Source organism: Pseudomonas sp. B14(2017) (assembly GCF_002113255.1).
GTDB lineage: Bacteria > Pseudomonadota > Gammaproteobacteria > Pseudomonadales > Pseudomonadaceae > Aquipseudomonas > Aquipseudomonas putida_Z.
On sequence record NZ_NEJY01000030.1, the window covers coordinates 1 to 25,088 of the forward strand.

The 25,088-nt window shown below is 64.6% G+C and carries 26 protein-coding genes; 12 read left to right on the top strand and 14 right to left on the bottom strand.

Annotated elements, in window-relative coordinates:
- Positions 1–74: 74 nt before the first annotated feature.
- Complete coding sequence (locus CAG34_RS28735; protein WP_143516542.1) at positions 75–299, bottom strand: hypothetical protein; 225 nt, start codon at positions 297–299, stop codon at positions 75–77.
- Between CAG34_RS28735 and CAG34_RS25620 the strand changes: the two genes are divergently transcribed.
- The gene (locus CAG34_RS25620) at positions 298–1,644 is read left to right on the top strand and encodes a sorbosone dehydrogenase family protein (RefSeq protein ID WP_085593178.1); all 1,347 of its coding nucleotides are present in this window, start codon (positions 298–300) and stop codon (positions 1,642–1,644) included. The genes CAG34_RS28735 and CAG34_RS25620 overlap by 2 nt on opposite strands.
- Here CAG34_RS25620 and CAG34_RS25625 read toward each other — a convergent pair.
- The 5 genes from CAG34_RS25625 to CAG34_RS25650 form a co-directional block, all read right to left on the bottom strand.
- Positions 1,610–2,143 carry a C40 family peptidase gene (locus CAG34_RS25625; RefSeq protein WP_013971371.1) on the bottom strand — a complete coding sequence of 178 codons (534 nt, stop codon included), beginning with the start codon at positions 2,141–2,143 and terminating at the stop codon, positions 1,610–1,612. The genes CAG34_RS25620 and CAG34_RS25625 overlap by 35 nt on opposite strands.
- A 139-nt stretch (positions 2,144–2,282) precedes the next feature.
- Positions 2,283–2,936: a C40 family peptidase gene (locus tag CAG34_RS25630; protein ID WP_084785065.1), complete on the bottom strand. Its 654-nt coding sequence runs from the start codon at positions 2,934–2,936 to the stop codon at positions 2,283–2,285.
- A gap of 125 nt (positions 2,937–3,061) precedes the next feature.
- Positions 3,062–3,769: a DnaA regulatory inactivator Hda gene (gene hda / locus CAG34_RS25635; protein ID WP_015269238.1), complete on the bottom strand. Its 708-nt coding sequence runs from the start codon at positions 3,767–3,769 to the stop codon at positions 3,062–3,064.
- A gap of 295 nt (positions 3,770–4,064) precedes the next feature.
- Positions 4,065–5,138: an AI-2E family transporter gene (locus CAG34_RS25645; RefSeq protein ID WP_025338019.1), complete on the bottom strand. Its 1,074-nt coding sequence runs from the start codon at positions 5,136–5,138 to the stop codon at positions 4,065–4,067.
- A gap of 12 nt (positions 5,139–5,150) precedes the next feature.
- Positions 5,151–6,218, bottom strand: coding sequence for a DUF2066 domain-containing protein (locus CAG34_RS25650; RefSeq protein ID WP_085593180.1), 1,068 nt, complete (start codon positions 6,216–6,218; stop codon positions 5,151–5,153).
- A 340-nt stretch (positions 6,219–6,558) separates the two neighbouring features.
- Here CAG34_RS25650 and purM point away from each other — a divergent pair, with 340 nt between their 5' ends.
- The 4 genes from purM to CAG34_RS25670 all read left to right on the top strand — a co-directional run bounded on the left by purM (position 6,559) and on the right by CAG34_RS25670 (position 9,478).
- A complete protein-coding gene (gene purM / locus CAG34_RS25655; protein ID WP_085593182.1) occupies positions 6,559–7,617 on the top strand; it encodes a phosphoribosylformylglycinamidine cyclo-ligase in 1,059 nt (352 codons plus the stop codon).
- Positions 7,617–8,270, top strand: a complete 654-nt coding sequence (purN, locus tag CAG34_RS25660) for a phosphoribosylglycinamide formyltransferase (protein ID WP_085593184.1) — start codon at positions 7,617–7,619, stop codon at positions 8,268–8,270. Before purM ends, purN begins: the two co-directional genes overlap by 1 nt.
- A gap of 8 nt (positions 8,271–8,278) precedes the next feature.
- A complete protein-coding gene (locus CAG34_RS25665) occupies positions 8,279–8,989 on the top strand; it encodes a DUF3108 domain-containing protein (protein WP_025338015.1) in 711 nt (236 codons plus the stop codon).
- A 306-nt stretch (positions 8,990–9,295) separates the two neighbouring features.
- Positions 9,296–9,478 (top strand): hypothetical protein, encoded by a 183-nt coding sequence (locus CAG34_RS25670; protein ID WP_003257734.1) that lies wholly within the window; start codon positions 9,296–9,298, stop codon positions 9,476–9,478.
- 45 nt (positions 9,479–9,523) lie between these two features.
- On the opposite strand, the gene CAG34_RS25675 is transcribed toward CAG34_RS25670, so the two are convergent.
- The 7 genes from CAG34_RS25675 to CAG34_RS25715 form a co-directional block, all read right to left on the bottom strand.
- A complete protein-coding gene (locus CAG34_RS25675) occupies positions 9,524–10,063 on the bottom strand; it encodes a DUF2058 domain-containing protein (RefSeq protein ID WP_025338014.1) in 540 nt (179 codons plus the stop codon).
- Positions 10,064–10,089: 26 nt separating this feature from the next.
- A complete protein-coding gene (gene mazG, locus CAG34_RS25680; RefSeq protein WP_025338013.1) occupies positions 10,090–10,923 on the bottom strand; it encodes a nucleoside triphosphate pyrophosphohydrolase in 834 nt (277 codons plus the stop codon).
- A gap of 145 nt (positions 10,924–11,068) precedes the next feature.
- A complete protein-coding gene (gene relA, locus CAG34_RS25690; RefSeq protein WP_085593188.1) occupies positions 11,069–13,309 on the bottom strand; it encodes a GTP diphosphokinase in 2,241 nt (746 codons plus the stop codon).
- A 96-nt stretch (positions 13,310–13,405) separates the two neighbouring features.
- Positions 13,406–14,764, bottom strand: coding sequence for a 23S rRNA (uracil(1939)-C(5))-methyltransferase RlmD (rlmD, locus tag CAG34_RS25700; RefSeq protein ID WP_061551293.1), 1,359 nt, complete (start codon positions 14,762–14,764; stop codon positions 13,406–13,408).
- A complete protein-coding gene (gene cysM, locus CAG34_RS25705) occupies positions 14,765–15,664 on the bottom strand; it encodes a cysteine synthase CysM (protein ID WP_043936067.1) in 900 nt (299 codons plus the stop codon).
- 161 nt (positions 15,665–15,825) lie between these two features.
- Positions 15,826–17,217 carry a sensor histidine kinase gene (locus CAG34_RS25710; protein WP_085593192.1) on the bottom strand — a complete coding sequence of 464 codons (1,392 nt, stop codon included), beginning with the start codon at positions 17,215–17,217 and terminating at the stop codon, positions 15,826–15,828.
- Positions 17,218–17,220: 3 nt separating this feature from the next.
- Positions 17,221–17,940 (bottom strand): response regulator transcription factor, encoded by a 720-nt coding sequence (locus tag CAG34_RS25715; protein ID WP_025338009.1) that lies wholly within the window; start codon positions 17,938–17,940, stop codon positions 17,221–17,223.
- Between the two features lie 193 nt (positions 17,941–18,133).
- On the opposite strand from CAG34_RS25715, the gene CAG34_RS25720 reads away from it, so the two are divergent.
- From CAG34_RS25720 to CAG34_RS25735, 4 genes are all read left to right on the top strand, one after another.
- Entirely contained in the window at positions 18,134–20,890 is a 2,757-nt protein-coding gene (locus tag CAG34_RS25720; RefSeq protein WP_075044003.1) for a response regulator, read from the top strand.
- A gap of 168 nt (positions 20,891–21,058) precedes the next feature.
- Complete coding sequence (locus tag CAG34_RS25725; protein WP_085593194.1) at positions 21,059–22,048, top strand: 2-hydroxyacid dehydrogenase; 990 nt, start codon at positions 21,059–21,061, stop codon at positions 22,046–22,048.
- 31 nt (positions 22,049–22,079) lie between these two features.
- On the top strand, positions 22,080–22,517 hold the full coding sequence (locus tag CAG34_RS25730) for a hypothetical protein (RefSeq protein ID WP_085593196.1): 438 nt from the start codon (positions 22,080–22,082) through the stop codon (positions 22,515–22,517).
- A complete protein-coding gene (locus tag CAG34_RS25735; RefSeq protein WP_004375489.1) occupies positions 22,514–22,918 on the top strand; it encodes an META domain-containing protein in 405 nt (134 codons plus the stop codon). Before CAG34_RS25730 ends, CAG34_RS25735 begins: the two co-directional genes overlap by 4 nt.
- A gap of 126 nt (positions 22,919–23,044) precedes the next feature.
- Here CAG34_RS25735 and CAG34_RS25740 read toward each other — a convergent pair whose 3' ends face one another.
- Positions 23,045–23,509, bottom strand: a complete 465-nt coding sequence (locus CAG34_RS25740) for a TlpA disulfide reductase family protein (protein ID WP_015269224.1) — start codon at positions 23,507–23,509, stop codon at positions 23,045–23,047.
- A gap of 85 nt (positions 23,510–23,594) precedes the next feature.
- On the opposite strand from CAG34_RS25740, the gene arsC reads away from it, so the two are divergent.
- From arsC to CAG34_RS25755, 3 genes are read left to right on the top strand one after another with little or no spacing between them, the layout of a single operon-like run.
- Positions 23,595–23,948: an arsenate reductase (glutaredoxin) gene (gene arsC / locus CAG34_RS25745; protein ID WP_061551299.1), complete on the top strand. Its 354-nt coding sequence runs from the start codon at positions 23,595–23,597 to the stop codon at positions 23,946–23,948.
- A complete protein-coding gene (wrbA, locus tag CAG34_RS25750) occupies positions 23,945–24,550 on the top strand; it encodes an NAD(P)H:quinone oxidoreductase (RefSeq protein ID WP_085593198.1) in 606 nt (201 codons plus the stop codon). The genes arsC and wrbA overlap by 4 nt, the downstream gene beginning before the upstream one ends.
- Positions 24,543–24,956: a DUF2069 domain-containing protein gene (locus tag CAG34_RS25755; RefSeq protein WP_085593200.1), complete on the top strand. Its 414-nt coding sequence runs from the start codon at positions 24,543–24,545 to the stop codon at positions 24,954–24,956. Before wrbA ends, CAG34_RS25755 begins: the two co-directional genes overlap by 8 nt.
- Positions 24,957–25,088: the final 132 nt, after the last annotated feature.

Sequence of the window (25,088 nt, forward strand, 5' to 3'; positions counted from 1 at the left end):
GGCATCCATGCCCGTCACCTCCCTCCGCAGTCCCTTCGCTCGGCCTCCTGAAGTCGCAATCGGCGGCGCCTGAACTATCGCGCGCTTAGAAGCAAAAGCAACGGCAACGGCAACGGCAACGGCAACGGCAACGGCAACGGCAACGGCAACGGCAACGGCAACGGCAACGGCAACGGCAACGGCAACGGCAACGGCAACGGCAACGGCAACGGCAACGGCAGTTGGATGGTTCCCGGGAACCCGGCGAACGTCGCCGACCTCTCAGTTCCATAGGCCTTCTTAGGAGGATGCCCGCCCATGAAACACCTGATGCCTTGGTTATTGGCTGCCAGCCTGACTGCCTGCGGCGAAACCGCCCTGCTGAATGTACTCGACGGCAGTGGGCCAACCCCCCAGCTGCCTGCTCCGGTCAAGACCACCCTCCCCACCGTGAATATCGCCCCGGCAGTGGGCTGGCCCCAGGACGCCAAGCCCGAAGCAGCACCAGGCACTCAGGTGAAAGCGTTCGCCACCGGGCTCGACCACCCTCGCTGGCTATACCTGCTGCCCAACGGCGACGTGCTGGTAGCTGAAACCAATGCCCCGCCCAAACCCGAAGATGGCAAGGGCCTGCGCGGTTGGGTCATGAAGAAGGTGATGAAGCGGGCAGGTGCAGGTGTGCCCAGCGCCAACCGCATTACCCTGCTACGTGATGCCGACCACGACGGCGTAGCTGAAATCCGCACGACCTTCATCGAAGAGCTCAACTCACCGTTCGGCATGGCCCTGGTCGGCAAGGACCTCTACGTCGCCAACACCGACAGGCTGCTGCGCTTTCACTACGAGCCCGGTGCCATGCAAATTCGCAATGAAGGCCAGCCGGTAGTCGAGTTGCCAGGCGGGCCGCTCAACCACCACTGGACCAAGAACGTCATCGCCAGCCCCGATGGCAAGAAGCTTTTCGTGACAGTCGGCTCCAACAGCAACGTAGGCGAAAACGGTATGGACAAGGAACAGGGACGCGCCGCGATCTGGGAAGTGGACCCCGCCAGCGGCCAGCACCGCCTGTTCGCCACCGGCCTGCGCAACCCTAACGGCCTGGCCTGGGAGCCGCACAGCGGCGCGTTGTGGACGGCAGTCAACGAGCGTGACGAGATCGGTAGCGATCTGGTACCGGACTACATCACTTCCGTGAAGGACGGCGGTTTCTATGGTTGGCCCTACAGCTACTACGGCCGCCACGTGGACGAGCGCGTGCAACCGCCAGCGCCTGAAAAAGTAGCCCAGGCGCTGGTGCCCGACTACGCCGTGGGCCCTCACACGGCATCGCTGGGGCTGGCATTCGCCGAACCGAATGGGCTACCACCGCCCTTCGAACAAGGTGCATTCGTGGGCCAGCACGGGTCTTGGAACCGCAAGCCACACAGTGGCTACAAGGTGATTTTCGTGCCGTTCGACCCATCAGGAAAACCCTCGGGCAAGCCTGTGGACCTGCTTACCGGTTTTCTGGATGAGCATGGCAAGGCCCAAGGGCGCCCGGTCGGCGTAATCACCGACGGGCGTGGCGGCGTGCTGGTAGCCGATGATGTCGGCAACGTGGTCTGGCGGGTGAGCAAAGCCCCGCCTGTCCTCAGGGGTTCTGCGCCAGATGCCCTTGCGGAATGACGCGCTTGGCCTGCAGGTAAGCCTTGGCCCAGTAGCTGTTGGACAGGTAGTCCAGGCGCACGGTGCCGCCGCTGGAGGGTGCATGCACGAAGCGCCCTTCCCCCACATAAATGCCAGCATGGCTGACCTGCGAGCCGCCACTGGTGGCGAAGAACACCAGGTCACCGGACTGCAGCGACTTGGCATCCACGGTTGGCGCGCGCATGACGATCATCTCACGCGTCGAACGCGGCAGGCTGATGCCGGCAGCATCACGGTAGACGTACTTGATCAGGCCACTGCAATCGAAACCGGAGTCCGGTGTGTTGCCGCCCCAGCGATAAGGCGTGCCCACCAGGCCGATAGCACGCATCAGCACGTCATCGGCAATCGGCGAAGGGCTGGGCTGGCTATAGGTTACCTGCGGCTGTACCACAGGGGCCGGCGCAGGCGCACGGCTGGAGCAGGCAGCCAGCAAGGCTGCCAAGGAGAGAAATGCGAAGCGCGCCATCTTTACCATGGCCAGAACATCCTGTCTGAGTCCGCTGGGCCGCAGCCGAAAAGAATTGAGAATTTAGATTAGACGCTTTCTATAAATGCGCACGGCGGCGAGCTTTTTTCAAAGCATCGCCGCCGCGGCAGGATATATCATTTTGCTATCAGTTGCGCGCAATATTGGTGGTCGGCGCCATGGCCAAGGCACGCTTGGCTTCGATGAAGGTCTTGCTCCAGTAGCGGTCACCGAGGCTGTCGATGCGCACGCCACCACTGCGGCGGCTGCTGGAGTGGATGAACTGGTTGTCACCCAGGTAGATGCCGGCATGGCTGACGCGGCCGCGACCATTGGTGCTGAAGAACAGCAGGTCACCTGGCTTGAGCTTGTTGCGGGCCACTTTCGGGGCATCGACGTTGATCATTTCACGCGTGGAACGCGGCAGGGTCACGCCCGCCTCTTCGCGGAACAGGTAGCCGATGAAACCACTGCAGTCGAAGCCGGACTTCTCCGAGGTACCACCGAAGCGGTAGCGGGTGCCGATCAGCGACATGCCGCGCTCGAGAATGCTGTCAGCCAGAGCTGGCAACTGATAAGGCTTGCTGCTGGAGAAAGCCTCCAGGTCATCTTCGGTGGCCAGCTCTTCCGGCTCGCCGAATACCGACGAGGACGAGGCTTTGGCCTTGAACGCCGATTGTGCGGCGATCGGGGAGTGATCCTGGGGCTGCGGCTCTGAATGAGAAGCTGGGCCTTGGGCCGCGCAGCCAAAAAGCAGGGTCACGAGTGCGAGTGGCACGAGGGGTGCGAAGCGCTTCAGCATGGGCACGACCGTGTCTGTAATCCTTTAGAAGGGTGAAACTATGCCCTCTATCATGGCCATTTGCAAATTTTATCGAAAAAGATGTGACTTTTTTGTTTTGCCGCTCTGGCCCAGCGTTTTCGGGGTTACCAACCCAGGGTTTCCTTGAGGAACGGGATGGTGAGCTTGCGTTGTGCCTGCAACGAGGCCTGGTCGAGACGTTCGAGCAGGTCGAACAACGCACTCATGCTGCGTGCGCCGCGGGTGAGGATGAAGTGACCGACTTCGTCGGTAAGGTGCAGGCCACGGCGCGAAGCACGCAGTTGCAGGGCACGCAGCTTGTCTTCGTCGGACAGGCCACGCATCTGGAACACCAGGGCCAGGGTAAGCCGCGACTTCAGGTCGGGCAGCTTGATTGGCAGTTCGCGCGGCGATGCCGAGGCAGCCAGCAGCAGGCGCCGGCCGCTGTCGCGCAGGCGGTTGAACAGGTGGAACATGGCCTCTTCCCAGTCAGCCTTGCCGGCGATCACGTGCAGGTCGTCGATGCACACCAGTTCGTACTGGGCCAGGTAGTCGAGCAGCTCTACGCCACGATCGAGCAATTGCGCCAGTGGCAGGTAGACGGCTGGCTCGCCGCGTTGCTGGAAGCGGTGGGTGGCGGCCTGTAGCAGGTGGGTACGGCCAACACCTTGCTTGCCCCACAGGTAGATAAGGCTCTCGGTCCAGCCGGCGTCGGCTTCGCATAGCCGCTCGACGTAGCCCAATGCCGCGGCATTGGCGCCCGGATAGTAGTTGATGAAGGTGGCGTCATCGCGCAGGCGCACACCCAGGGGCAACTGGATCGGTGGTTTCATGCTCGCGGGCGGTCGACAGGACCGCAGGGGGCCTTTGGTGAACAATGTGCAAAGTCTATACCCGCAGCGCGGGGCGCACAATCACGGCAGCGGATAGCACAAGTAAAATCAACGAGTTGCGATTTTTTTTGGCTGTTTTGGGGCTGCTTTGCAGCCCTTCGCGGGCTTGCCCGCTCCCACAGGGGGCGCGCAAATCATGGGCTCAGCGACACACTTGTGGGAGCGGGCAAGCCCGCGAAGGGCCGCAACGCGGCCCCAATTTTCTTAACTGGCCGGCATCAAGGCGGCCCCGGGATCACAACTCCGGGTCGATATCCCCTGCATACATGTCCGATTCCTTGTACAGGTCATGTACATGCCGCAGCAGCACCATGATCACCGCCGCCACCGGCAGCGCCAGCAACACCCCGGTAAAGCCGAACAGCTCACCGCCGGCCAGGATCGCGAAGATCACCGCCACCGGGTGCAGGCCGATACGGTCGCCGACCAGCAGCGGGGTCAGCACCATGCCTTCCAGCGCCTGCCCGACCATGAACACCGCGACGATGCCCAGCATCGGGTACAGGTCGCCGCCGAACTGGAACAGGCCAGCCACCAAGGCCGCGCCGATACCGATGATGAAGCCCATGTACGGCACGATGGCAGCCAGCCCGGCGAGCATGCCGATCAGCAGCCCCAGTTCCAGCCCCACCAGCATCAGCCCGGCCGAATAGATGATGCCCAGGGCCACCATCACCATCAATTGCCCGCGCACGAACGCCCCCAGCACTTCATGGCATTCGCCCGCCAGTCCCATCACTTGCGGCTCACGATGGCGCGGCAACAGGCCACGCAGCTTGGCCATCATCAGGTCCCAGTCGCGTAGCAGATAGAAACCCACCACCGGGATCAGCACCATGTTGGCCAGCCAGGCCATCAGCGCCAGGCTCGATGCGGTGGCATGGGACAGCAGCACGCCGACGATATCGGTGGTCTGGCCCATGTGCGTGCCGATGGCGGCCTTGATCTTGTCGAACTTCCAGAAGCCGTCAGCCAGGCCCAGGCGGCTCTGCACCCAGGGCAGCGCCACGTGCTCGAGCCAGTCGAGCATCTGCGGCGCCAGTTCGTACAGGCGCACCAGCTGCTTGGCCAGCAGCGGCACCAATACCAGCAGCAAGGCCAGCAACAGCAAGGTAAACAGGCCGAAAACCACAACCACGCCCCAGGTGCGCGACAGCCCCAGGCGCTCCAGGCGGTCGACCAGCGGGTCGGCCAGGTAGGCCAGCAGGATGCCGACCAGGAACGGGGTAAGAATATTGTGCAGGCTGTAAAGCAGCACGGCGACCAGCAGGGCAACGCCCAGCCAGATCCAACGACGTACGTCGGTCACGGTGTGCTCCCCTTACCAGCGAAAACGCAAACCGTCGAACGGCTTGGGTGCTGGCTGGGCCGGCACTGGTTGCCCAGCGCCGGCAGCGTCTGCCGGAGCTGGAGGGGGCTGCACAGCGGGCGCCTGCTCTACCGGTACTTCCTGCAGCTTGGCCAGGCCAAGCTGGGCGCGCAGCTGTTCGCGGTTGGCGGTCACGCCGTAGGTCAGGGTGCTGCCTTCGGCCATCTGCAGGCGCGGGCCAAAGGGTTCGAGTACGCGGGCCAGCTCGGCGTAGCGCTGCAGGTTCATCCCCTGCACTTGCACCTGCAACTGGCTGCTGGCGCCCGGGCGGGTGACGTAGCGCGGCGCCAGGCGGCTGCTGAGCGCCAGCATCACGGCGTCGGCCAGTGCTGCCGGGTCGGCACCTTCGGCAGTGCCTTGTTCACGCTGGTCGCCCAGCCACAGCTGCCATTTGCCCTGCCACTTGCCGTCGGCTTCCCGGGCATGCACCGCCAGCAAGGCATCGGCGCCGTAGCGCCCTGAGGCTTCGCGCAACGCCGCAGGGTCACTGCCTTCGATCTGCTCGGCATTGGCCACCAATTGCTCCTGCAGGTCGGCCAGCGGCAGGCGCAACGGCAAGCCACGGTGCTGGGCGGCGCGGCGCAGGGGTTGGGCGCTGGCCTGGCCGTCACCGACCAGGTTGCTGCCTTCGGCACTGTCGTTCAGCCACCAGCCGAGGATCGAGGGGCGGTTGCTGCCCCACAAGGCCAGGCCGGCCTTGCGCAAGGCCCGTTCGGTACTGCCAGGGTCGAACTCGACCAGCACCGACTCGGGTGGCCCGGCTTCGCTGGCGACCTGGTTGATGATTTGCTGCGGGTCCTTGCGCAGCCCGGCCAATGCCGGGCTTTGCGCTGCCTTGGGGTCGCCGGTCAGGCGCGTTACCAGGGTATCGAGGGCCTGGGCGGTAGCCGCGGCACGGGCTTCGGCGCCCTGCCCGGATACCGGTTCGCGCACCTGGTACAGGCCGGAGACACTTTCAGCCTGGGCAGTGGCCGAGATCAGGGCCAGGCAACCGACTGCCAGAATATTGAAGAGACGCATGGAGGATTCCTGTCCAGAACACATGGAGCGACGGGGCGCTGCCTGCAGGCTGTGACCGCCACGGGCAAGAAATGCTCCGTGGCACCGGGCATTTCTGCCTGCCACCTTTCCTATACCTTATACAGCCACCCGCGCGGCAACCAGTCGCGGCCCGTGAAAGGATGTTTTTTTAATGCTTTCGGCACCTGCCCGTCGGCCTGAGGATGGCCGCTGCCCGGCAACCCTGATAAAATCGCGCGCCTTCACAGACCACTGACGTTTCAGGCAGCCGCCGCTTACCAGCCGGCCTTGGCCGTCATGGTCGTTTTTAAGAATCCCTCCCTCCTAAAGGCCTGGATCAATGAGCAAGCAACCCTCCCTGAGCTACAAGGACGCCGGTGTAGACATCGACGCCGGCGAAGCACTGGTCGAACGCATCAAGGGCGTGGCAAAACGCACCGCACGCCCTGAAGTCATGGGTGGCCTGGGCGGCTTCGGCGCCCTCTGCGAGATCCCGGCCGGCTACAAGCAGCCGGTGCTGGTCTCCGGCACCGACGGCGTCGGCACCAAGCTGCGCCTGGCACTGAACCTGAACAAGCACGACAGCATCGGCCAGGACCTGGTCGCCATGTGCGTCAACGACCTGGTAGTGTGCGGCGCCGAGCCGCTGTTCTTCCTCGACTACTATGCCACCGGCAAACTGAACGTCGACGTGGCCGCCACCGTGGTCACCGGCATCGGTGCCGGTTGCGAACTGGCCGGCTGCTCGCTGGTCGGTGGTGAAACCGCCGAAATGCCTGGCATGTACGAAGGCGAAGACTACGACCTGGCCGGCTTCTGCGTCGGCGTGGTGGAAAAGGCCGAGATCATCGACGGCTCCAAGGTTGCCACCGGCGACGCACTGATCGCCCTGCCGTCCTCGGGCCCGCACTCCAACGGCTACTCGCTGATCCGCAAGATCCTCGAAGTGTCCGCCACCGACATCGAGAACACCCAGCTGGACGGCAAGCCGCTGACCGACCTGCTGATGGCGCCGACCCGCATCTACGTCAAGCCGCTGCTGCAACTGATCAAGAACACCGGCGCGGTCAAGGCCATGGCCCACATCACCGGTGGCGGCCTGCTGGACAACATCCCGCGCGTACTGCCGGCCAACGCCCAGGCGGTCATCGACGTGGCCAGCTGGCAGCGCCCGGCGGTGTTCGACTTCCTGCAGGCAAAAGGCAACGTCGACGAGCATGAAATGCACCGCGTGCTGAACTGCGGCGTCGGCATGGTCATCTGCGTTGCCCAGGATCAGGTAGAAGCTGCCCTGAACGAACTGCGCGCCGCTGGCGAGCAGCCATGGGTGATCGGCCACATCGCCGAAGCCGCCGAGGGCGCTGCCCAGGTCGAGCTGCAGAACCTCAAGGCACACTGATGCCAAGCAAGACCTGCAATGTAGTGGTACTGCTGTCGGGCTCCGGCAGCAACCTGCAAGCCCTGATCGACAGCTGCCAAGGCCAGGACAGCCCGGTGCGCATCCGTGCGGTGGTTTCCAACCGCGCCGATGCCTACGGCCTGCAACGCGCCGCGGCGGCCGGCATCGACAGCGTCGTGCTCGAGCACAGCCAGTTCGACGGCCGTGAAGCCTTCGATGCCGCGCTGATGGCGCGCATCGACGCTTTCGCCCCGGACCTGGTGGTGCTGGCCGGTTTCATGCGCATCCTCAGTGGCGACTTCGTGCGCCACTACCAGGGCCGCCTGCTCAACATCCACCCGTCGCTGCTGCCCAAGTACAAGGGCCTGCATACCCACCGCCGGGCGCTGGAGGCAGGCGACGCCGAGCACGGCTGCAGCGTACACTTCGTGACTGAGGAACTCGATGGCGGCCCACTGGTCGTACAGGCTGTGGTTCCGGTGGCGTCTGACGACACCGTCGAAAGCCTGGCCCAGCGGGTACACCGCCAGGAACACCTGATCTACCCGCTGGCGGTGCGCTGGCTCGCCGAAGGGCGCTTGCGCCTTGGCGAACAGGGTGCATTACTGGATGGCCAGCCCCTGGCGGCCAGCGGTCACTTGATTCGATCCTAGGAGAATTTATGCGTCGCGCCCTGCTCTTGGCTCTCGCCGTGCTCGCCCTGCCCCTCCAGGCAGCTGATCTGAAGCCTTTCTCGGCCAGCTATACCGCAGACTGGAAGCAACTGCCCATGAGCGGCACCGCCGAGCGCAGCCTGGTCAAGAATGCCAACGGTACCTGGGACCTTAACTTCAAGGCTTCCATGATGATCGCCAGCCTGACCGAGCAAAGCACCCTGCGCCTGGACAACGACACCCTGCTGCCGCAGAAGTACCACTTCGAGCGTGGCGGCCTGGGCAAGGCCAAGAAGGTCGACCTGACCTTCGACTGGAACAGCAAGAAGGTCACCGGCAGCGACCGTGGCGATGCCATCAGCCTGCCGCTGAACCGTGGCGTGCTGGACAAGTCGTCCTACCAGCTAGCCCTGCAGCATGACGTGGCCGCCGGCAAGAAGAGCATGACCTACCAGGTGGTCGACGGTGACGAGATCGACACCTACGACTTCCGCGTGCTGGGCACCGAAAAGGTCACTACCAAGACCGGCCAGGTCGATGCGGTGAAGGTCGAGCGCGTGCGCGACCCAAGCCAGAGCAAGCGCATCACCGAGCTGTGGTTCGCCAAGAACTGGGACTACCTGCTGGTGCAACTGCGCCAGGTCGAGACCGATGGCAAGGAATACGTGATCGTGCTGCAGGATGGCACGGTCGATGGCAAGCCGGTGAAGGGCAACTGAGCCAGCGCTGCCGGCAGCATCCGAAGCCCCGCCTTGTGCGGGGCTTTTTTCTGCCTGACGTTTCTGGCCTGTCTGTACCGGCCCTATCGCCGGCAAGCCAGCTCCCACAGGGACCTCAGAGCCTGAGCCCTTGTGCAGTACCTGTGGGAGCTGGCTTGCCGGCGATAGGGCCAGCCCAGGCAATACACCTTTCAGCTTCCATGAAACTTGTTTCATGCCGGTTTTATTTACTTAGCCTGCTAACAAACTCTATAAAGAGGTTGTGCGACACAGTGTCGCAGCCAACTGAAGCAGTGGAGTTTAACGATGACAGTCCAAGTAACCGAACGCGACGAATCGAAAATGTCCCACGAAGGCCTGGCCGCTGGTGTGCGGATCTGGGATGTGCATCAACAGGGCCAGCTGGTGGGGATGTTCCACAACGAACATGAAGCACACCAGTACCGTACAGAGCTGGAAAACCTGGAAAACCAGCGCGCCACGCAATGACCCATCTTCAAATGAAAAACCCCGCCAAGGCGGGGTTTTTCGTGGTTACCACATCAGATCATCAGGGATCTTGTAGGCGGCGTACGGGTCGTCCTCGTCCGCTTCCTCGACATGGGTATTCAGCAACAGGATACGGTTGGGGTCGCGCTCCTGGATCTTCACCGCCGCCTCACGAGGGATCACCTCGTAACCGCCGGCAAACGACACCACGGCCAGCGCGCCATTGCTCAGCTTGGTCCGCATCAAGGCATTGACGGCAATGCGCTTGACCTTCTTGTCGTCGACGAAGTTGTAGTAGTCCTCGGTGCTCAGCTTCGGCAGGCGAGTCGCTTCGATCAACTGCTTGATCTGCGCGGCGCGGGCCTTCTGCTCGGCTTTTTCCTGCTGCTGGCGGTTCAGTTCCTGGTCACGCTTGGCTTTCTCGGCCATGGCTTCCTTGGCCAAGCGCTGCTGGCTGTCGTCCACCTCGACCTGGCCTTTGTGCTCCAGGCGTTTCTGTTTCTTCTCGGCCTTGTTGGCCTGGGAAACCTGTTTCTGGTTGACCAGACCGGCTTTGAGCAATTGGTCGCGAAGGGAAAGGCTCATGAATGTTCACTCACTTATGCAACAGCTCAGCCGCAGCTGGGCAGGTTCTTTTCCTGACGTTTGGCTTCACCCCAAAGGGCATCCAGTTCGTCAAGGTTACAATCTTCGATGGGTCGGCCACTGTCGCGCAATGCCTGTTCGATGAAGCGGAAACGCCGCTCGAACTTGCGATTGGCACGGCGCAGGGCGTGTTCCGGGTCATGCTTGAGGTGGCGGGCCAGGTTGACGGCGGCAAACAGCAGGTCGCCGATTTCATCCTCGAGCGCATCGGCATCGCCGTCGGCCATGGCCTGCAACACTTCATCCAGCTCTTCGCGGACCTTGTCCAGCACCGGCAATGCCGCAGGCCAGTCGAAACCGACCGTGGCCGCGCGCTTTTGCAGTTTGGCTGCCCGCGACAATGCCGGCAATGCCGCTGGTACGTCGTCGAGCAGCGACAGCTGTTCGGGCTGGCTCTTTTCCGCCCGCTCTTCAGCCTTGATTTCTTCCCAGCGTGACTTGACCTGGGCCTCGCTCAGGCTAGGGGTGTCCACCGGCGCGTACAGCTCGCCGGTGGGGAATACATGCGGGTGACGGCGAATGAGCTTGCGGGTGATGCTGTCGACCACGCCGTCGAACTCGAAACGCCCTTCCTCGCGGGCCAGCTGGCTGTAGTAGACCACCTGGAACAGCAGGTCGCCCAGCTCACCTTGCAGGTGCTCGAAGTCGCCACGCTCGATGGTGTCGGCAACCTCGTACGCCTCTTCGATGGTGTGCGGGACGATGCTCGCGTAGTTCTGCTTCAGGTCCCACGGGCAGCCGTACTGCGGGTCGCGCAGGCGGGCCATGAGGTGCAGCAGGTCTTCGAGGGTGTAGGTCATGGTCAGCTATTCCTCGGCGGGGGCTTTGCCCCCGATCGCCGGCAAGCCAGCTCCCACAGGTATTGCACAGAGCTTGAGGCCTGCGGAGTACCTGTGGGAGCTGGCTTGCCGGCGATGGGCCGCACAGCGGCCCCAATCCAGATTATCAAGGGGTACGATTACGCCGCGTCTCGATGATGTTCGGCAACTGCGAGATCCGCCCCAGCAGGCGCCCCAGCGCATCCAGGCCTGGAATCTCGATGGTCAGCGACATCAGCGCGGTGTTGTCTTCCTTGTTCGAGCGGGTGTTCACCGCCAGCACGTTGATCTTCTCGTTCAGCAGCACTTGCGACACATCGCGCAGCAAGCCCGGGCGGTCGTAGGCACGGATGACGATGTCGACCGGGTAGGTCTGCACCGGGATCGGCCCCCAGCTGACCTGGATCATGCGCTCCGGTTCCTTGCCCGCCAACTGCAGCACCGAGGCGCAGTCCTGGCGGTGGATGCTCACGCCGCGGCCCTGGGTGATGTAGCCGACGATGGCGTCACCCGGCAGCGGCTGGCAGCAGCCAGCCATCTGCGTCAGCAGGTTGCCGACACCCTGGATCTGGATGTCGCCACGCTTGCCGGTACGCGGCCCGGTAGGCTTGCGCGGTACCAGTTCGATCTGCTCGATGCGCTCGGGCTCCAGCAACTGCTGGGCGGCGTTGACCAGGTGCGCCAGGCGCAGGTCGCCAGCACCGAGCGAGGCGAACATGTCCTCGGCGGTCTTGACGTTGGTCTTCTCGGCCAGGCGCTCGAAATCCACCTGCGGCAGGCCCAGGCGGCTGAGCTCGCGTTCGAGCAAGGTCTTGCCGGCAGCGACGTTCTGGTCGCGCGCCTGCAGCTTGAACCAGTGCACGATCTTGGCCCGCGCCCGCGAGGTGGTGACGTAGCCCAGGTTGGAGTTCAACCAGTCACGGCTGGGGTTGCCGTGCTTGCTGGTGATGATCTCGACCTGCTCGCCGGTCTGCAGGCTGTAGTTGAGCGGCACGATGCGCCCGTTGATCTTGGCGCCGCGGCAGTTGTGGCCGATTTCGGTGTGCACGCGGTAGGCAAAGTCCAGCGGCGTGGCACCCTTTGGCAAGTCGATGGCGTGGCCGTCCGGGGTGAACACGTAGACCCGGTCCGGCTCGATGTCGACCCGCAGCTGCTCGGCCAGGCCACCGATATCGCCCAACTCTTCGTGCCACTCCAGCACCTGGCGCAGCCAGGAGATCTTCTCTTCGTAATGGTTGGAGCTGGACTTGACGTCGGTGCCTTTGTAACGCCAGTGGGCGCAAACCCCAAGCTCGGCTTCCTCGTGCATGCCGTGGGTACGGATCTGCACTTCCAGCACCTTGCCCTCGGGGCCGATCACCGCGGTGTGCAGCGAGCGATAGCCGTTCTCCTTGGGGTTGGCGATGTAGTCGTCGAACTCCTTGGGGATGTGCCGCCACAGGGTGTGCACGATGCCCAGCGCGGTGTAGCAGTCGCGGATTTCCGGCACCAGCACGCGGACCGCCCGCACGTCGTAGATCTGGCTGAACTCCAGGCCTTTGCGCTGCATCTTGCGCCAGATCGAATAGATATGTTTCGCCCGGCCGCTGATGTCGGCCTTGACGCCAGTGGCCAGCAGCTCGTTCTGCAGCTGGTTCATCACCTCGCTGATGAAGCGCTCGCGGTCCAGCCGGCGCTCGTGCAGCAGCTTGGCAATCTGTTTGTACTGGTCGGGTTCGAGGTAGCGGAAGGACAGGTCTTCCAGCTCCCACTTGATGTGGCCGATACCCAGGCGGTGCGCCAGCGGCGCATAGATGTCGAACACCTCGCGCGCGACACGCAGGCGTTTCTCGTCGTCGGCGGCCTTGACCGCACGGATCGCGCAGGTACGCTCGGCCAGCTTGATCAGTGCCACGCGCACGTCGTCGACCATGGCCACAAGCATCTTGCGCAGGTTCTCGACCTGCGCCTGCGAACCCAGCACCAGCGATTGGCGCGGGCTGAGGCTGGCGCTGATGGCAGCCATGCGCAGCACACCGTCGATCAGCTTGGACACCACCGGGCCAAAGCGCTGGCTGACCTCGGCCAGGGTCACCTTGCCCTCGCGCACCGAGCGGTAGATGACCGCCGCCACCAGGGAATCCTGGTCGAGCTTGAGGTCGGCGAGGATTTCGGCGATCTCCAGGCCCGCCTGGAAGCTGGACGTACCGTCCGCCCAGGAATGCTTGGCCGGGTTGCCCTTTATCTCGACTTCATGGGCAAACTCGCAGGCCTCTTTCAGCGCTGCGCGATCCAGTGCCGAATCGACGCTTACCACATGGTCCAACCATGCTTCGAGATTGATACTGCCGTCGGTGTTGACCGGCTGGTGCACTCTCACCTGTACCATCTTTGTTTTACCTTTCCATACAGCGCACCACGCGGGTGCGCTGGCGATCACCGTGCGGCCACCATTCCGTGCAAGCCGCACCAAGGGGCCAGTCAGCTAGCCCGCTTCGAATAACGCCATGGCCTCGACATGCGCCGTCTGAGGAAACATGTCGAGAATCCCGGCCCTTTTTAACCGGTACCCCTGGCCGACCAGCACCTGGGCGTCTCGCGCCAGCGTGGCCGGGTTGCACGATACATAGACCAGCCTTCTGGCCTTGAGGCGGGCGATGCCTTGCACCACCTCGAAAGCACCGTCGCGCGGTGGATCCAAGAGTACCGCAGAAAAGCCCTCGGCGGCCCATCCGGCGCCCGCCAAAGGCTGCGATAAATCGGCCTGAAAAAACCGTGCGTTATGCACATTGTTGTTCCGGGCATTGGCCGCGGCCCGATCGACCATGGCCTGCACACCTTCCACTGCAACCACCTCGCGCGCCTGGCGGGCCAGCGGCAGGGCGAAGTTGCCCAGGCCGCAGAACAGGTCCAGCACGCGCTCGTCGGCCTGGGGTGCCAGCCAGGCCAGGGCCTGCTCGATCATCGCCGTGTTGACCTGGGCATTCACCTGCACGAAGTCACCTGGGCGCCAGGCCAGTTCCAGCTGCCAGGGCGCCAGGGCAAAGCCCAGTTGCGCGGCCGGGTCCACTGGCGCCGGCTCACCTTCGCCCTGCAGCCACAGCTGGGCATTGGCCTGCTCGCAGAACGCCTGCAGCCTGGCCAGGTCTTCAGCCGGCAACGGCGCGACATGGCGCACCAGCAGCGCCTCGGCAGTGCCGCTGAACAGTTCCACATGGCCCAGCGCCTGCGGCTTGCTCAGCGAGCGCAGCACGGTCGGCAAGTGGCGCAGAATCGATTGCAAGGGCTGTACCAGCACCGCGCAATCGTCGATGGCAATGATGTCCTGGCTGGCTTCGGCACGGAAGCCGACCTCCAGCTGGCGCGCCTTGGCGTCCCAGCGCACGGCCACGCGGGCGCGGCGCCGGTAGCCGAACTCCGGCCCGCTCAGCGGTGCGGCCCATTCCTCGGGCTGCACGCCGGCCACCCGCTGCAGCTGCTCGGCCAGGGTGCGCTGCTTGAGCGCCAGCTGCGCTTCGTGCGGCAGGTGCTGCAGGTTGCAGCCACCGCAGCGCTCGTAATACCGGCATGGTGCCTGACGGCGCTCGGGGCTGGCCTGCAGCAGGCGCTCCAGGCGGGCCTCGACCACTTTGCCACGGGCATTGAGCACCCGCGCCTCCACGGCCTCGCCGGCCAGGGCGCCACTGACGAACCAGGTGCGCCCTTCGTGGAAGGCAATGCCCCGGCCGTCACCGGCCAGGCGCTCGATTTCCAGGCGCTGCTTCTTGCCCACCGGGACCTGGGGGCTGCGGTTGCCGCCGGCCGGCTGGAAGCGCAGGCCGCTGTTGCTTTTCTTCTTGGACATTTAGCTCGGGTCGAACAGGCCGGTAGACAGGTAACGATCGCCACGGTCGCAGATGATGGCGACCATCGTGGCATTTTCCACCTCGCGGGACAGGCGCAGCATGGCCGCGACTGCACCACCGGAAGACACGCCGCAGAAAATGCCCTCTTCACGGGCAAGGCGGCGGGTGGTTTCCTCGGCTTCCTGCTGCGACATGTCGACCACGCGGTCGACACGGCTGGCATCGAAGATTTTCGGCAGGTATTCCTCGGGCCAGCGGCGGATACCCGGAATGGCCGAGCCTTCCATTGGTTGCAGGCCGATGATCTGCACCGCCGGGTTCTGTTCCTTGAGGTACTGCGAGCAGCCCATGATGGTGCCGGTGGTACCCATGGAGCTGATGAAATGAGTGATGGTGCCCTGGGTCTGCTGCCAGATCTCGGGGCCGGTGCTGTTGTAGTGGGCGATGGGGTTGTCGCCGTTGGCGAACTGGTCCAGCACCAGGCCGCGGCCTTCGGCCTGCAGCTTCTCGGCCAGGTCACGGGCGCCTTCCATGCCCTCTTCCTTGGTCACCAGGATCAGCTCGGCGCCGTAGGCGGTCATGGCGGCCTTGCGCTCGGCGGTAGAGTTGTCGGGCATGATCAGGATCATCTTGTAGCCCTTGATCGCCGCAGCCATCGCCAGGGCGATGCCGGTGTTGCCGGAGGTGGCTTCGATCAGGGTGTCGCCGGGTTTGATCTGGCCGCGCAGTTCGGCGCGGGTGATCATCGACAGTGCCGGGCGGTCCTTCACCGAGCCGGCGGGATTGTTACCTTCGAGCTTGAGCAGGAGGGTGTTGCTGGTTTCGCCAGCGATACGCTGCAGGCGAACCAGGGGCGTATTGCCGACGCAATCGGCGATGGTTGGGTACTGCAAGGTCATGGCGTATTTCACAATCCGGACGGCAGGGGTGCCTATCATACCGGCAAACCCTTCCCGGCCATATCACGCAATCTGTGGTGAATATAGCTACAAGCTATATCGGTGTGACCTGTGCCGGCCTCTTCGCGGGCTTGCCCGCTCCCACAGGGATTGCGCTGCATTCAAGATAAATGCTGTACCTGTGGGAGCGGGCGTGCCCGCGAAGGGGCCGGGACATGTATTGGCAAGCGCATCCACAACCGCAGCCCGCGTTTGCCATTCTGCGCCCACAAGGTGCCACCCTGGCGCTGGATGGCACTGCGGGCAATGCTCAGCCCCAGGCCGAAACCGCCATCTCCGGGCCGCGAACCGTCCAGCCGCGAGAACGGTGCAAAGATCCGCTCCAGGTCTTCTTCAGCCACGCCTCCGCCTTCGTCTTCCAGCCACAACCACCAATACCCGCCTTCACGCTGCCCACCGAGGCGCACCACACCATCGGCCGGCGAATGACGAATGGCATTGCGCAACAGGTTCTCCAGCGCTTGGGCCAGGTGGTTCAGGTTGCCCTGCACCCAGCAGTCGGCCGGCACTTCGCAGCGCAGCCGCGCCAGCGACCAGCCGCTTTCATAGCTGGCATTCTCGGCCAGCAGCTCCCACAGCGCCTGCACCTCGATCGGCTCCAGGTTCATCGGCGCACGTTCGGCGTCCTGCCAGGCCAGTTGCAGGGTGTCCTCGACCAGTTGCTGCATGCAGTCCACCTCCCGCGTCAGGCGTTCACGCAGGCGCTGCAGGTCGGTTTCGCCATCGCAGGCCACCCGCAGCCGGCTGAGTGGCGTACGCATTTCGTGGGACAGGTCACGCAGCAACTGCTGCTGCATGGCTACCGTGCCCTGCAGCCGCTCGGCCATCTGGTCGAAGGCTCGGGCCAGTTCGCCCAACTCGTCATGCCGGGCGATGGTGCGTGGGTCGAGGCGAGCCGACAACTGGTCGGCGCGCCAGGCATTGGCCTGCTCGCGCAACTGGTTCAACGGCACGATCAGCATGCGGTAAAGGCCCACGCACAACAGCAGGGTGAACAGGCCGGGGATGATGCCGTTGGTGACGATGCGCCACAGCATCCGATACTGCCCGGGGTTGAAGCGCTGCGGCAGTTCGATCACCAGCAGGCCCTGCTCCGGAGCCCCCGGGAACGGTATGCGCAGCCACGGCTGCTCGACGCTGCGCCGACTCATCGGCCAGTCGACACCGCGCAGGCGGGTCAGCCGCTGCATGATCTGCGGGTCGAGGCTGGCGCTGTCCAGCGGCCGCAGGTTGAGGTCGAGCACGCCAACCCAGCCGCGTTCGCGCTGGTGCATCGCCGCCACCCAACGGTCCAGCCCTGCCCGCCCACCACTGCGCCAGGCCTGCTCGGCCTCGGCAGCATAGCCACGCAAGGCCTGCCGCGCCGGTTCCGAGAGGAAGGCGTTCTGGGTTTCCATGTGCCGGCCCCAGGTGTAGCTGAGGCCGATCATCAGCAGGCAGAAGCCCACCAGCAGGATCGCCAGCTTCCAGAACAGCGAGTGGCGGTCGAGCATGGGTCACTCCGCCTCGCTGGCGCTGAGTACGTAGCCTTTGCCCCACACGGTGCGGATCTGCCGTTCGTGATAGCCGATGCCCTTGAGCTTGCGGCGGATCTGGCTGACGTGCATGTCCAGGCTGCGGTCATGCCGCGAGTAGCCTCGCTGCAGCACTTGCTGGTAGAGGAACGGCTTGCTCAGCACTTCGTCGAGGTTGCGGTTGAGGATGTCGAGCAGGCGGTATTCGCTGGGAGTCAGGCCGGCCAGGCGACCCTCCAGGCGCACATCGCACAATGCCTCGTCGTATTGCAGTTCGCCGCTGCCGGCACGCGCCTGCGGGGCTTGATGGCGCCGCTCGAGGGCGACGCGGCGCAGGATGGCCTCGATGCGTACCTGCAGCTCGGCCATGCTGAACGGCTTGGGCAGGTAGTCGTCGGCACCGCGCTGGAAGCCGCTGATGCGGTCGGCCTCGGCGCCCAGCGCCGACATCAGGATCACCGGTGTGGCGCTGCGCTTGCGCAACTGCGCGAGGGCATCCAGACCGTTGAGCCCGGGCAGCAGGATGTCCATGAGCACCACGTCGAAAGCCTGGCGCCCCGCCGTTTCCAGGCCCTCCAGGCCATTGCGGCACCAGGTCACCTGGAAGCCGCCGCGCTGCAGCTCTTCGTGCAGGTAGGCACCGAGGACCGGGTCATCCTCGATGGCGAGGATATTGGAGTTGTGAATAGCTACAGGATTCATTGGCAACTGCCATGCATTCTCAATTGCGCAATTATTGAGTATCCAGCGCCTGCCAGGCAACCGCCCTGCGACCAATGCCCCTGCAAGGGCGCAAAACACGTACTAAAGAGGTGCAATAGCGCGGCAGGCGGAGTAACTTCCCGGCTTGGCCGTCATCGCTTGACGGCGTCCAGGCACATGACAGGAGGCGAGTGTGCTCGATCGCTTGGGAATCCGCAGCCGGGTCCTGCTGCTGGCCCTGCTGCCGGCCGGCCTGATGGCCCTGGTGCTGGGTAGTTACTTCACCTGGCTGCAACAGAACGACCTGCGCACCCAGTTGCTGCAACGCGGCAAGATGATCGCCGAGCAACTGGCGCCACTGGCCGCGCCCGCCATGGCCAAGCTGGCACCGGCGCAACTTGAGCGCATTGCCGCGCAAACCCTGGAGCAGGCCGATGTGCGTGCGGTCGCCTTCCTGGCCCCGGACCGCACGCGCCTGGCCCACGCCGGCCCGAGCATGCTCAACCAGCCACCCAGCGGCGGCACCGGCACCCAGCTGCTACAGCGCAGCGGCAATGACGCCACACGCTACCTGATGCCGGTGTTCGGCCACCATCGCGACTTGGCCACCGATGCCGTGCCGGCCGAATCCGAACGCCTGCTGGGCTGGGTCGAGATCGAGCTGTCCCACGACGGCACCCTGCTGCGCGGCTACCGCAACCTGTTCACCAGCCTGCTGCTGATCCTCGCCTGCCTGGTGCTCAGCGGCCTGCTGGCACTGCGCATGAGCCGCACCATCAACGACCCGATCAAGCGCATCAAGCACGCGGTCAACCAGCTCAAGGACGGCCACCTCGAGGAACGCCTGCCGGCCATGGGCAGCCATGAGCTGGACGAGCTGGCGCGCGGCATCAACCGCATGGCCGAAACCCTGCACAACGCCCACGAAGAGCTGCAGCACAGCATCGACCAGGCCACCGAGGACGTGCGCCAGAACCTGGAAACCATCGAGATCCAGAACATCGAGCTGGACATGGCGCGCAAGGAAGCCCTGGAGGCCAGCCGCATCAAGTCGGAGTTCCTGGCCAACATGAGCCACGAAATCCGCACCCCGCTCAACGGCATCCTCGGTTTCACCCACCTGCTGCAGAAAAGCGAGCTGACACCGCGCCAGCTGGACTACCTGAGCACCATCGAGAAATCCGCCGACAACCTGCTCGGGATCATCAACGAGATCCTCGACTTCTCCAAGATCGAGGCCGGCAAGCTGGTGCTCGACAGCATCCCCTTCAACCTGCGCGACCTGATCCAGGACACCCTGACCATCCTCGCCCCGGCCGCACACGCCAAGCAGCTGGAGCTGCTCAGCCTGATCTACCGCGATACCCCGTCGTCACTGATCGGCGACCCGTTGCGGCTCAAGCAGATCCTTACCAACCTGGTCAGCAACGCCATCAAGTTCACCCGCGAAGGCACCATCGTCGTGCGCGCCATGCTCGAAGACGAACACGAAGACAGTGCACAGCTGCGCATCAGCGTGCAGGACACCGGCATCGGCCTGTCGCCGCAGGATGTGCGTACGCTGTTCCAGGCCTTCAGCCAGGCCGACAACTCGCTGGCCCGACAGCCCGGCGGCACCGGCCTGGGGCTGGTGATTTCCAAGCGCCTGATCGAGCAGATGGGCGGCGAGATCGGCGTCGACAGCACCCCGGGCGAGGGTTCGCAGTTCTGGATCAGCCTCAACCTGCCCAAGGCCCACGACGGTGTCGAGGAGCTACCGCTGCAACCGCTGCTGGGCCGCCGCGCGGCCATCGTCGACGGCCACGAACTGGCGCGCCAGGCGTTGGAACACCAGCTGGAAGACTGCGGCCTCAGCGTCAGCCTGTTCGCCTCCTACGATCAGCTGCTGCAGGGTGTGCAGGCCGCCAGCCAGGCTGGCCTGCCGTTCGAGTTCGCCGTGCTCGGGGCCAACCTTGGCAACCTGTCGCCCGAGCAGCTGGGCCATTACCACCAGCAGCTCGAGCGCTACCATTGCCAGTGCGTGGTGCTGTGCCCGACCACCGAGCAGGCGCTGTACCATCCGTACCTGCCCAACGGCCATGGCCAGTTGCTGTCCAAGCCGACCTGCACTCGCAAACTGCGCCGCCTGTTGCTGGAACTGGTGCAACCGCGCCGCCCGCAGGGCGAGGTGAACAGCGTCAACGGCCAGCGCCAGCCGAAGATCCTCTGCGTCGACGACAACCCCGCCAACCTGCTGCTGGTGCAGACTTTGCTCGAAGACCTGGGCGCCGAGGTGCTGGCCGTCGACAACGGCTATGCGGCGGTGCAGGCGGTGCAGGACGAGCCGTTCGACCTGGTGCTGATGGACGTGCAGATGCCCGGTATGGACGGCCGCGCCTGCACCGAGCAGATCCGCCTGTGGGAAAACACCCAAAGCGGCAACCCGCTGCCGATCGTCGCCCTCACCGCCCACGCCATGGCCAACGAGAAGCGCGCGTTGCTGCACGGTGGCATGGACGACTACCTGACCAAGCCGATCAGCGAACGGCAGCTGGCCCAGGTGGTGATGAAATGGACCGGCCTGAGCCTGGGCGCGCCACAGCAGGAACGCCTGGCCGAGCAACTGGCCAACGGTGATGACCTGAAGGTGCTGGACCCCGAGGAAGGCCTGCGCCTGGCCGCCGGCAAGGCGGACCTGGCGGCGGATATGCTGAGCATGCTGCTGACCTCGCTGGAAGCCGACCGCGAAGCCATACGCGCAGCCCGCGAGGCCGACGACCGCAACGGCCTGATCGAACAGGTGCACCGCCTGAACGGCGCCTCGCGTTATTGCGGCGTGCCGCAGTTGCGGGCCGCGTGCCAGCGCAGCGAGACCTTGCTCAAGCAGGAAAACCCGCTGGCACAGCAGGCACTGGACGAACTGGATGCGGCAATCAACCGCTTGGCGGCGCAGGCCAGATTGAGCGCCTGACCTCACCCGCCCTATCGCCGGCAAGCCAGCTCCCACAGGAAATCACTGCTCTTGAAGGCTGTGTTGTACCTGTGGGAGCTGGCTTGCCGGCGATAGGGCCGGTCCAGGTCAACACCCCTTTCAACCCGCTGGCTACAATCCCCAGACCATTGCAAAGGAAGCCCCACCATGCGCGCCCTGTTGTTCAGCAGCCAGCACTACGACCAGGAAAGCTTCACCCGTGCCGCCAGCGGCACCACCCTGGACCTGCACTTCCAGCCCGCCCGCCTGACCCTCGACACCGCTGCCCTGGCCGATGGCTACGAGGTGGTATGCGCCTTCATCAATGACGAGCTCGACGCCCAGGTGCTGCAACGCCTGGCCGCAGGCGGCACGCGCCTGGTCGCCCTGCGTTCGGCCGGCTACAACCATGTCGACCTGGCCGCCGCCCAGCGCCTGGGCCTGACCGTAGCGCGAGTGCCGGCCTACTCGCCGCACGCCGTGGCCGAACACGCCGTGGCGCTGATCCTGGCCCTGAACCGGCGCCTGCACCGGGCCTACAACCGCACCCGCGAGGGTGACTTCACCCTGCACGGGCTGACCGGCTTCGACCTGCACGGCAAGACCGTCGGCGTGGTCGGTACCGGCCAGATCGGCACCGCCTTTGCCCGCATCATGGCCGGTTTCGGCTGCCAGTTGCTGGCCTATGACCCTTACCCCAACCCCGACCTGCTGGCCTTGGGCGCGCGCTACCTGCCATTGCCCGAGCTGCTGCGCGAAGCCCGCGTCATCAGCCTGCACTGCCCGCTGACCGAGCACACCCGGCACGTTATCAATGCACAAAGCCTGGCCCAGCTGCAGCCCGGCGCCATGCTGATCAACACCGGCCGCGGCGCGCTGGTCGACACCCCGGCGCTGATCGACGCGCTGAAGAGCGGCCAGCTCGGCTACCTGGGCCTGGACGTCTACGAAGAAGAAGCCCAGCTGTTCTTCGAAGACCGCTCCGACCTGCCGTTGCAGGACGACGTACTGGCCCGCCTGCTGACCTTCCCCAACGTGATCATCACTGCCCACCAGGCGTTCCTTACCCGCGAGGCACTGGATGCCATCGCCGCGACCACGCTGGACAACATCAACCGCTGGGCGGCAGGCAATCCACAGAATCTGGTGATGGGTTAGTGCTAGGATACGCGGCATTTCTGGAGGACCCATGGTCGAGCACGATTTCCGCTACACCCTTTTCAACCCGCAACACACCCTGATCGAGTGCCGCGCCCTGGTGCCGGGCCGCTATCAGGTCACCGGCAACGGCGGTTCGATGCACAAAGGCGACACTCTGTTGGTCACCCTCAAGGGCAGCAAGGACTTGTCCATGCGCCTGACAGTGGAGAGCGTGCGCCATCTGATCAACCCACGCGGCCAGTGGGTTGCCGTGGCAAGCGGCCCGGTGTTCAACGAGCTGGAAATCCTCACCTGGCAGGTTGCGTGCGACAGCTGCGACGCCGTGCTGGACTTCGAGTTCGCGGTGGACGCCAAGCTGGGCAAGAAAGCCCGCCAGCCTGCCGCCAGCGCGCGCGTTGCCGAGCTGGGCTGGGCCAACCGTGGCGAAAAACACCTGTGCCCGCGTTGCCAGGAGAGCGCCGAGTGAAGAATCTGCTGACCGGCGTGCTGATTGCCACCGGCCTGCTCGGCTGCGCCGCGGAACCTTCGAAACTGCAGCAGGAGCGCAGCTACGTGCTGGAGTGGATTGGCGAACGGCCGCTGATCGATTACAGCCACCTGACCCTGACCTTGGCCAGCGATGGCCGTGCCTATGGCAACGGCGGCTGCAACCACTGGTTTGCGCCGTACACACTGGACGGCGAGCACCTGAGCTTCGGCAAGGTCGGCAAGACCCGCAAGCTCTGCGCACCGGCGCTGATGGAGCAGGAAAAGCGCTTCCTGCAGGCGCTGGAAACAGTGCAGCGCTGGGATGTGTCGCCTATCGAGCAGATGCGTTTCTGGCCGGCCGAAGGCAAGCCGCTGCGCTTCTGGCCTGAGGAAGGCTGAATCGCTATTGCCTGTACCGGCCCTATCGCCGGCAAGCCAGCTCCCACAGGTACTGCACAGGGTTCATATGCTGTGCAGTACCTGTGGGAGCTGGCTTGCCGGCGATAGGGCCGGTACAGGCTGACTTCAGGCGCCCTTCAGTGCCTTGATCTTGGCCTGCAGCCCTTCCAGGGTCTGCTCGCCCATCAGCTGTTCCCGCACCTTTCCCTTGTCATCGATGATGTAGGTCACCGGCAATGCCTCGCTACGTGGCAGGTCATAGCGCTCGGCCGGGTCCTGCGCCAACACGGTGAAAGCGATGCCCAAGGTTTCGGCAGCCTGCTTCAGCTCCTGCCCCTGCAAGCCATCGAAGTTCACCCCCACCACCTTGATACCGTCGGCCGCCCACTGCTTGGCTGCCGCGTTCAGTTCAGGGATTTCGGTACGGCACGGCCCGCACCATTCGGCCCAGTAGTTGAGCACCAGCCAGTGCCCGTCGATCTGTTCGGCCTTAACCGTATTACCGTGTTGGTCCACGCCATAATCGGCACCGCAACCACCGAGCAACAGGCTCGCGGTGATGGCCAGTACTGCTGCCAGACGCCTTGCCATGGGTCAATCCTTCTCGAGTTTTAAAGCAAATTGGTCAGTCGCTGCGGTTAGAATAGCCGCCACACCCTGCTGGATGCGACCCGACATGACCGACCTCACGCTCTATCATAACCCGCGCTGCTCGAAATCCCGCGGCGCCCTGGAACTGCTCGAAGCTCGCGGCCTGGCGCCGACCATCGTGCGCTACCTCGAGACCCCGCCCGACGCTGCCACCCTGAAGGCCCTGCTCGGCAAGCTGGGCATCGCCCCACGCCAGCTGCTGCGTACCGGCGAGGACGAGTACAAGGAGCTGAACCTGGCCGACCCGGCGCTGACCGACGCACAACTGATCGAGGCCATGGCCCGGCACCCCAAGCTGATCGAGCGGCCGATCCTGGTCGCCGGTGACAAGGCCGTGGTCGGCCGACCGCCCGAGAAAGTACTGGAGATCCTGCCGTGAGCCAGCCCTACATCCTGGTGCTGTATTACAGCCGCCATGGTTCGACCAGCGAGATGGCCCGGCACATCGCCCGCGGCATCGAACTGGCCGGCATGGAAGCCCGCCTGCGCACGGTGCCGGCGATTTCCACCGAGTGCGAAGCAGTGGCCCCGGACATCCCGGCCAGTGGCGCGCTGTACGCCACCCTGGACGACCTGCGCCACTGCGCCGGCCTGGTACTGGGCAGCCCGACCCGCTTCGGCAACATGGCAGCGCCGCTCAAGTACTTCCTGGATGGCACCAGCAGCCTGTGGCTGGGCGGTGAACTGGTCGGCAAGCCGGCGGGCGTGTTCACCTCAACCGCCAGCCTGCATGGCGGGCAGGAAACCACCCTGCTGTCGATGATGCTGCCACTGATGCACCACGGCATGCTGGTAATGGGCCTGCCGTACAGCGAATCGGCACTGCTCGAGACCCGCGGCGGCGGCACCCCGTATGGCGCCAGCCATCATGCTGGCGCCGACGGCAAGCGCGAGCTCGACCAGCACGAGATAACCCTGTGCCGCGCCCTTGGCCAACGCCTGGCGACCACCGCCAAGGCCCTGGAGGCCGCACGTGGCTAAGAAGCCCAAGGTATTGCCGGCGCTGGAATGGCTGGCACCGCGTCTGCGCCTGACGCGGGCGTTGAGCCTGGCGTTCTTCTTCGGCCTGATCGCCCTGCTGCTGGTGAACAACCTGTGGTTCGCCAACCTGCACGGGGCGCGGGTCGAGGTGATCCTGGCGATCGAACTGGTGCCGTTGCTGCTGTTGCTACCGGGCATGCTGACGGGCAGCGCCCGGGCACATGCCTGGACCTGCTTCGTGGTGAATATCTATTTCATCAAGGGCGTGCTGGCGGCGTTCGACCCGGCACGGGCGGTATTTGGCTGGGTAGAGGTGCTGGTGAGCCTGGGGCTGTTCATTGCCGGGCTGCTGTATGTGCGCTGGAAGTTCCAGCACGAACGGCGCATGGCGGGCGAAGGCAGTTGATATACGGGGGCCGCTTTGCGGCCCAATCGCCGGCAAGCCAGCTCCCACAGGTACAGCGCAAGGCTTGAGACCTGTGCTGTACCTGTGGGAGCTGGCTTGCCGGCGATTGGGCTGCAAAGCAGCCCCAAAATC

What these genes read in the sequence shown, in the direction of transcription:
- cysM (WP_043936067.1), bottom strand. Translation starts at nt 15,664, where the DNA reads ATGACCTTGCAGTACCCAACCATCGCCGATTGCGTCGGCAATACGCCC.
- hda (WP_015269238.1), bottom strand. Translation starts at nt 3,769, where the DNA reads ATGAAACCACCGATCCAGTTGCCCCTGGGTGTGCGCCTGCGCGATGAC.
- CAG34_RS25730 (WP_085593196.1), top strand. Translation starts at nt 22,080, where the DNA reads ATGGTCGAGCACGATTTCCGCTACACCCTTTTCAACCCGCAACACACC.
- CAG34_RS25725 (WP_085593194.1), top strand. Translation starts at nt 21,059, where the DNA reads ATGCGCGCCCTGTTGTTCAGCAGCCAGCACTACGACCAGGAAAGCTTC.
- CAG34_RS25665 (WP_025338015.1), top strand. Translation starts at nt 8,279, where the DNA reads ATGCGTCGCGCCCTGCTCTTGGCTCTCGCCGTGCTCGCCCTGCCCCTC.
- CAG34_RS25625 (WP_013971371.1), bottom strand. Translation starts at nt 2,143, where the DNA reads ATGGTAAAGATGGCGCGCTTCGCATTTCTCTCCTTGGCAGCCTTGCTG.
- CAG34_RS25620 (WP_085593178.1), top strand. Translation starts at nt 298, where the DNA reads ATGAAACACCTGATGCCTTGGTTATTGGCTGCCAGCCTGACTGCCTGC.
- CAG34_RS25670 (WP_003257734.1), top strand. Translation starts at nt 9,296, where the DNA reads ATGACAGTCCAAGTAACCGAACGCGACGAATCGAAAATGTCCCACGAA.
- CAG34_RS25715 (WP_025338009.1), bottom strand. Translation starts at nt 17,940, where the DNA reads ATGAATCCTGTAGCTATTCACAACTCCAATATCCTCGCCATCGAGGAT.
- CAG34_RS25650 (WP_085593180.1), bottom strand. Translation starts at nt 6,218, where the DNA reads ATGCGTCTCTTCAATATTCTGGCAGTCGGTTGCCTGGCCCTGATCTCG.
- CAG34_RS25675 (WP_025338014.1), bottom strand. Translation starts at nt 10,063, where the DNA reads ATGAGCCTTTCCCTTCGCGACCAATTGCTCAAAGCCGGTCTGGTCAAC.
- CAG34_RS25630 (WP_084785065.1), bottom strand. Translation starts at nt 2,936, where the DNA reads ATGCTGAAGCGCTTCGCACCCCTCGTGCCACTCGCACTCGTGACCCTG.
- purN (WP_085593184.1), top strand. Translation starts at nt 7,617, where the DNA reads ATGCCAAGCAAGACCTGCAATGTAGTGGTACTGCTGTCGGGCTCCGGC.
- CAG34_RS25740 (WP_015269224.1), bottom strand. Translation starts at nt 23,509, where the DNA reads ATGGCAAGGCGTCTGGCAGCAGTACTGGCCATCACCGCGAGCCTGTTG.
- mazG (WP_025338013.1), bottom strand. Translation starts at nt 10,923, where the DNA reads ATGACCTACACCCTCGAAGACCTGCTGCACCTCATGGCCCGCCTGCGC.
- CAG34_RS28735 (WP_143516542.1), bottom strand. Translation starts at nt 299, where the DNA reads ATGGGCGGGCATCCTCCTAAGAAGGCCTATGGAACTGAGAGGTCGGCG.
- arsC (WP_061551299.1), top strand. Translation starts at nt 23,595, where the DNA reads ATGACCGACCTCACGCTCTATCATAACCCGCGCTGCTCGAAATCCCGC.
- CAG34_RS25710 (WP_085593192.1), bottom strand. Translation starts at nt 17,217, where the DNA reads ATGCTCGACCGCCACTCGCTGTTCTGGAAGCTGGCGATCCTGCTGGTG.
- relA (WP_085593188.1), bottom strand. Translation starts at nt 13,309, where the DNA reads ATGGTACAGGTGAGAGTGCACCAGCCGGTCAACACCGACGGCAGTATC.
- rlmD (WP_061551293.1), bottom strand. Translation starts at nt 14,764, where the DNA reads ATGTCCAAGAAGAAAAGCAACAGCGGCCTGCGCTTCCAGCCGGCCGGC.
- purM (WP_085593182.1), top strand. Translation starts at nt 6,559, where the DNA reads ATGAGCAAGCAACCCTCCCTGAGCTACAAGGACGCCGGTGTAGACATC.